At 31.7% G+C, this 5,924-nt stretch carries 7 protein-coding genes; 2 read left to right on the top strand and 5 right to left on the bottom strand.

The window, feature by feature from the left end; translation table 11 throughout:
* On the top strand, positions 1 to 521 hold a 521-nt coding region (locus ACKVOV_RS07005), incomplete at its 5' end, for a T9SS type B sorting domain-containing protein (protein WP_409206047.1).
* A gap of 18 nt (positions 522 to 539) precedes the next feature.
* Here ACKVOV_RS07005 and ACKVOV_RS07010 read toward each other — a convergent pair.
* A complete protein-coding gene (locus ACKVOV_RS07010) occupies positions 540 to 926 on the bottom strand; it encodes a DUF983 domain-containing protein (RefSeq protein WP_409206048.1) in 387 nt (128 codons plus the stop codon).
* Positions 927 to 1,028: 102 nt separating this feature from the next.
* On the bottom strand, positions 1,029 to 1,415 hold the full coding sequence (locus tag ACKVOV_RS07015; protein ID WP_409206049.1) for a DUF983 domain-containing protein: 387 nt from the start codon (positions 1,413 to 1,415) through the stop codon (positions 1,029 to 1,031).
* A 109-nt stretch (positions 1,416 to 1,524) separates the two neighbouring features.
* On the opposite strand from ACKVOV_RS07015, the gene ACKVOV_RS07020 reads away from it, so the two are divergent.
* Positions 1,525 to 3,432, top strand: a complete 1,908-nt coding sequence (locus ACKVOV_RS07020; RefSeq protein ID WP_409206050.1) for an ABC-F family ATP-binding cassette domain-containing protein — start codon at positions 1,525 to 1,527, stop codon at positions 3,430 to 3,432.
* A 186-nt stretch (positions 3,433 to 3,618) separates the two neighbouring features.
* On the opposite strand, the gene ACKVOV_RS07025 is transcribed toward ACKVOV_RS07020, so the two are convergent.
* The 3 genes from ACKVOV_RS07025 to ACKVOV_RS07035 all read right to left on the bottom strand — a co-directional run bounded on the left by ACKVOV_RS07025 (position 3,619) and on the right by ACKVOV_RS07035 (position 5,853).
* Positions 3,619 to 4,764 carry a GNAT family N-acetyltransferase gene (locus tag ACKVOV_RS07025; RefSeq protein WP_409206051.1) on the bottom strand — a complete coding sequence of 382 codons (1,146 nt, stop codon included), beginning with the start codon at positions 4,762 to 4,764 and terminating at the stop codon, positions 3,619 to 3,621.
* Positions 4,765 to 4,824: 60 nt separating this feature from the next.
* Positions 4,825 to 5,307 (bottom strand): DUF1761 domain-containing protein, encoded by a 483-nt coding sequence (locus tag ACKVOV_RS07030; protein ID WP_409206052.1) that lies wholly within the window; start codon positions 5,305 to 5,307, stop codon positions 4,825 to 4,827.
* A 99-nt stretch (positions 5,308 to 5,406) separates the two neighbouring features.
* Entirely contained in the window at positions 5,407 to 5,853 is a 447-nt protein-coding gene (locus tag ACKVOV_RS07035; RefSeq protein WP_409206053.1) for a KTSC domain-containing protein, read from the bottom strand.
* Between the last annotated feature and the right edge of the window lie 71 nt (positions 5,854 to 5,924).

Below are 5,924 nucleotides of genomic sequence, written 5' to 3' on the forward strand. Positions count from 1 at the left end.
ATTGTCCTAAAACAAGAACGATTACTGTTACTGCTTCCGATAAAGCTACTATTACATCGGTAAACGTAGTAGATTTAACCACACCAAATAGTATAACGGTTTATGTTACTGGTGCAGGGAATTATGTTTATGCGCTTGATGATATAAATGGTTTGTACCAAAACGAAAATGTATTTGACAACGTAAGTGCAGGAATTCACACGGTTTACATCAAAGATTTAAATGGTTGTGGCGTTGTACCCAGAGAAGTTGCTGTTTTAGGAATTCCAGATTATTTTACCCCAAACGGCGATGAATATAATGATTACTGGAATATTAAAGGAGCAAATAATAGTTTAAATGCTAAAACCATTATTTATATTTTTGACCGTTTTGGTAAATTAATCAAGCAAATTACACCAACCAGCCAAGGTTGGAATGGAACTTTCAATAATCAAGCACTACCCGCAACAGATTATTGGTACTCGATAGAACTAGGTGATGGGAGAATTGTAAAAGGACATTTTGCTTTGAAGAGATAGGTTTTCTATTATAAAAAACTAAATTTTTTCTTTCCAATCTTTATCATAATGGATAAAAATATTAATCCATATATTTCTTGATAAACGCATGATTAAAGGCATAAATAAAACTAATGTTCCTCCAATAGAGATAAAAGCTATTTTTAAATTATAGCCTAGAAATACGTGGCTTATTATAAAGGCCGCAACACTAAAAGCTATTCCAAGTCCATAACTTACATACATTGCACCAAAGAAAAAAGAAGGTTCTATTTTGTAGCGAGTTTGACAGTGACTACAAGTTTCATGCATTTTAAAAATACTAGATAAATGATATGGATTTTTATCTAAATACATACTCTCTTCATGACATTTTGGGCAGCTTCCTGTAAAAATGCTATTTAATTTTGATCCTTTGCCAAACATGGTGTGATTTTTTAACAAAGGTATAGTTTTCTAAATGACTCTTTGTAACATTAGTCACAAAGCTTAGTAATTGATTAATTATTATTACAGAATCTTTTTTTACTACAATTTGATTTTAATATTTTTATCATAGTGGATAAAAATATTAATCCATATATTTCTAGAAATTCTCATGATAATTGGCATTAATGCAATTAGAGAAATTACAATGGAAACAAATGAAGTTTTTAAATTTGTTTTAAATATAAAGTGAGAAACTAAAAAAGCAATGATTCCAATGAGCACACTAACTCCATAACTGACGAACATTGCGCCAAAAAAGAAGGAAGGTTCTATTTTGTATTTTGTTTCACAATGACTACATTTTTCATGCATATCAAAAACTTTACTCAAAATATAGCTATTTTTTATGATATACATACTTTCTTCATGACATTTAGGACAAGTTCCTGTTAAAATACTATATAATTTGGATCCTTTTTTTAACATTTGCAAAAAATTTAATTTACCATTTTTTTGGTGAAGCAAATTTACGATTTTCGTATCTGTTTTAAGGTTTCAAAACCTGAAACTTTAAACAATAAATAATTTATTTATAATGCTTAACATACACAATTTGTCGGTTTCCTTTGGAGGAACATATTTATTCGAAGAAGTAACTTTTAGAATGGGCGCTGGCGATAGAGTTGGACTTGTCGGAAAGAACGGTGCAGGAAAATCTACCATGTTAAAAATATTAGCTGGAGATTTCAAACCAGATTCTGGGAGTATTTCTACAGCAAAAGAAGTTCAAATAGGATTTTTGCGTCAAGATATTGATTTTGAGGAAGGAAGAACCGTTTTGGAGGAAGCTTATCAAGCATTTATTGAAATAAAAGCAGTTGAAAAGAGACTCGAAGAAGTAAATCATCAATTAGTAACCAGAACCGATTATGAAAGTGAAGAATATTCACTTATTATCGAAGATTTGTCTGACTTAACACATCGTTTCGATTTGTTAGGTGGTTATAACTATGTTGGAGATACAGAGAAAATCCTTTTAGGATTAGGTTTTAAGAGAGAAGTTTTCGATAATCTAACAGAAACATTCTCTGGTGGATGGCGTATGCGTATCGAATTAGCTAAGTTATTGCTTCAGGCAAATGATATTTTGCTTCTCGATGAGCCAACCAATCACTTGGATATAGAAAGTATCATTTGGTTAGAAAGTTTCTTGCGTAATTATCCTGGCGTTGTCGTTATTGTATCGCACGATAAAATGTTTTTGGATAATGTGACCAATCGAACTATCGAAATTTCATTAGGTAAAGCATACGATTTCAACAAACCATATTCTGAATATTTAGAATTGCGTCATGAAATTCGTGAAAAGCAATTGGCAACACAAAAAAATCAAGCCAAAAAAATTGAAGAGACTGAAAAACTAATCGAAAAATTCCGTGCCAAAGCTTCCAAAGCTTCTATGGCGCAATCATTGATTAAAAAATTAGATAAAGTAGAACGAATAGAAGTCGATGAAGATGATAATTCGGTCATGAATATTTCATTTCCAGTATCTAAAGTGCCAGGAAAAGTAGTCGTTGAAGCCGAAAATGTCACAAAAGCTTACGGAGACAAAACGATTCTAAAAGATATTAACTTGCTCGTAGAAAGAGGTAGTAAAATTGCGTTCGTTGGGCAAAACGGACAAGGGAAATCCACTTTTATCAAAGCCATTGTAAATGAGTTTGAATACGAAGGATCAATCAAATTAGGACATAATGTACAAGTTGGTTATTTTGCTCAAAATCAAGCCGAATATCTTGATGGTGAAATTACCTTGTTGCGCACCATGGAAGACGCCGCAACCGATAGTAATCGTAGTAAAGTACGAGATATGTTAGGTTCATTTCTATTTAGAGGTGATGATGTTGAGAAAAAGGTAAAAGTACTTTCTGGAGGCGAAAGAAACCGTTTGGCGTTGTGCAAATTGCTATTGCAACCTATCAATGTTTTATTGATGGATGAGCCAACAAATCACTTAGATATCAAATCTAAAAATGTTCTAAAAGCTGCTTTACAGAAGTTCGAAGGAACCCTGCTTCTAGTTTCCCACGATAGGGATTTCCTACAAGGAATGTCAAACTTGGTTTACGAGTTTAAAGACCAGAAAATAAAAGAATATTTAGGAGATATTAATTATTTCTTAGAGCAGCGTAACCTAGAAAATATGCGTGAGGTCGAGAAAAAAGACATCGAAAAGAAAGAGGCTCCTACAACAAATGCAAAAGCATCATATGAAGACCAAAAGAAAAATAAATCACTGCAAAATCGTTTGAGCAAAATAGAAAGTCAGATAAAAGATCTCGAAAAAGACATTCAGCAAGACGACAAAGCACTAGCTTCTAACTATGACAAGCATATCGAAGACGCTAAGTTTTTTATTGCCTACAACAAGAAAAAGTCTGATTTAGATAAATTATTAGAAGATTGGGAAGTCGTGCAAGGCGAGATTGATTCTTTGTAGCCAATCCAGCTTTCCGTTACAAGTTTTTTCATCTCCTTTACTTTTTTCTAAGCAAAAAAAGGAGCTTCTACCGTCGCTCTTTTTTTACAAGAAAAAATGTAACGAGATTTCAAAAAGCTTTTCACTGCAATCTGGGCTAGAAAGGACCACTAAATTAAGAACAGAATTCTTAATTTAAAAAGGTAATTATTTAAACGGATGTCGTTGTTGCCAAATCAATTCAGGCTCTAAATTCTTGAAAATAAAACCAATATATTTGTTAACGTATTTGTTTGTATGGTAAATAAAACCAGACATAAAAATGGGTTGTGCTCCAATTGAACTTTTTATTTCGAGAGCAGTTCTACCAAAAATAATTTTTTTGAACTGATTTTCAATTCCGTATTTTGTCATATTGTACAACATATTCAAATACAACATTTTTTCTTTTTGAATATGCTCATCATAACCTAAAAAATAAGTTTCTAACACCTCTCCATTCAAAAGAAGCGTGTGAAATCCAACTAATTTTCCATCAAGAAAATAACCACAAAAACGCAATTCTTCTTTAAGCTGTTTTTTGAAAGTAGAGAAATGATTTTCGGCTAAGAAAAACGTGTTAAAAGGCGCGTTTTGTGCCACATAATGATACAACTCATATATTCTTTTCTCCCGAAGTTGTATGTCTTCTAAACTTAATTCTTTTACTTCTATTTCTTCACATTTTTTTCTGGCACGTTTGTACTGATCTCGATATTTTTTAGAAAAAGAAGCCACATAATCTTCATTTGTTTTCCAATCTGGGTGGAGTTCGAAAATCATATTGGGTTGCGCATTAAACTCATAAACGGTCGAAAAATCATTTTTTTTCAATTCGACAGCACATTCTTGGTAAAAATCTTTAAACGAAACAATATGAATCGTAATTTTCTTCTTTTTGAAATAAGCAACAATCGCTTCCGAACATTCTATTAGCAATTTGCTAATGCATTCAAAATTCATTTCTTTACTAAAAGCATATCCATTTTGCCCAGTAATCATGTTGTTTCCTAGAAATAAAGTATGTGAAGCAAAATTTTTGAAAACAAAATTTCTAATCGCTTTTTTGATACACTTATCTCTTTCTCCAAATGATTCTAACTTGTTCAAATCTAAATATTGTGCTAATGCAACACCAATGAGTTCTGTGTTTTCGAAAATTCCGATATAAAAACACTCCATGTTGGTTGGGGCCGAATCCTCTAATACTTTTAGGTAAGGAGTTTGCAGGAAAGCATTGTTTACAGCAACACGATCCCAAGTTTCTGGGAGTTCGGCAGTCGAAGAGTAAATTTTAAAAGAATTGGAATCCAAAATAATAATAAAAATCGCTCCACAAATGTAGAGCGATTGGTATATAAAAAAATGTTAAAATTATTTCATGGCACAAATTATTCCACCCATAATAGCGAAGCACACAATCCAGAATCCGCCAGTTACAAGAGTGTATTTGAAACTTCTTTTTTCATAAAGTGCATTTGTCCCAATAACAGGAAGAGCTAAAAATAACCCAGTCATAGTTCCGTGTAAAGCACCATGTTTGAATGTTCTAAAAGCATCTCCATAATCAGCCATGAATGCTGTATAAGAAGGTTTTGCAGTTGTAATGTCTCCTCCAATCATTCCTAAAGCTCCAAATTGATGAATCGTTACAAATTGTAAAATAAAAGAGATGAAAAAAGCGTATAAAATAGAAACTCCAAATATTAAAGCCATATTTGGTTTTTCACCTTCTTCTGGATTTATACCAGTTTCTCTCATCCAGATTGTTCCAAAAACTTTTGGATTATACCAGATAAACCCAACAACAAGTGTCGATAATGCTGCAAGTAGTAATGCTAAAAAATTAATTTCCATATTTTTGTTTTTAAGGTTTGTTACCCAAATATAAAAAAAATATAATAACTAAAAAGACTTTCGTTTAGGAAAGTCTTTTTAGTTATTTTTTGTATTTAATTAATCTTCAGCAGCTTCGCCGGATTTTCTGTAAATAAAATTTCCGTAAATATGACGTTTTGCAAAACGATTTGGTGATTCAGCATTTACCATTTTAACGTAGATATTTCTAGGAACTCCAATATATTCGTATTCCATTCCGTTAAAATATTTAATATGCAAAGTTTGTTTTTCTAAATGAAAATCATGAATATTAGAATTAGTAATAGTATCTGTATATTCAGGAAGGTTTTTTTCGACAGTTTCTGCTGATATACTTACTAAAAAGTGGTAAGCCCCAATGATATGTTTACTTTTTTCTTCGGCAGCTAGTTTTCCAGCTTCATCATTTATAAACTTATCAGGATGAGAATCTTTCATACTGTTTCTGTAAATGGTTTTTAATTCTTTCAAAGTTACATTTTTGTCAACTTCAAGTAACTTTCTGTATTCGATAACTCTTTTCATACCAATGTTTAATAATAATATTTAAAAAAAGCCACTCTTTTCAGAATGGCTTGCTTAGTAGCGGGAACAGG

Source organism: Flavobacterium sp., assembly GCF_046153165.1.
Lineage (GTDB): Bacteria > Bacteroidota > Bacteroidia > Flavobacteriales > Flavobacteriaceae > Flavobacterium.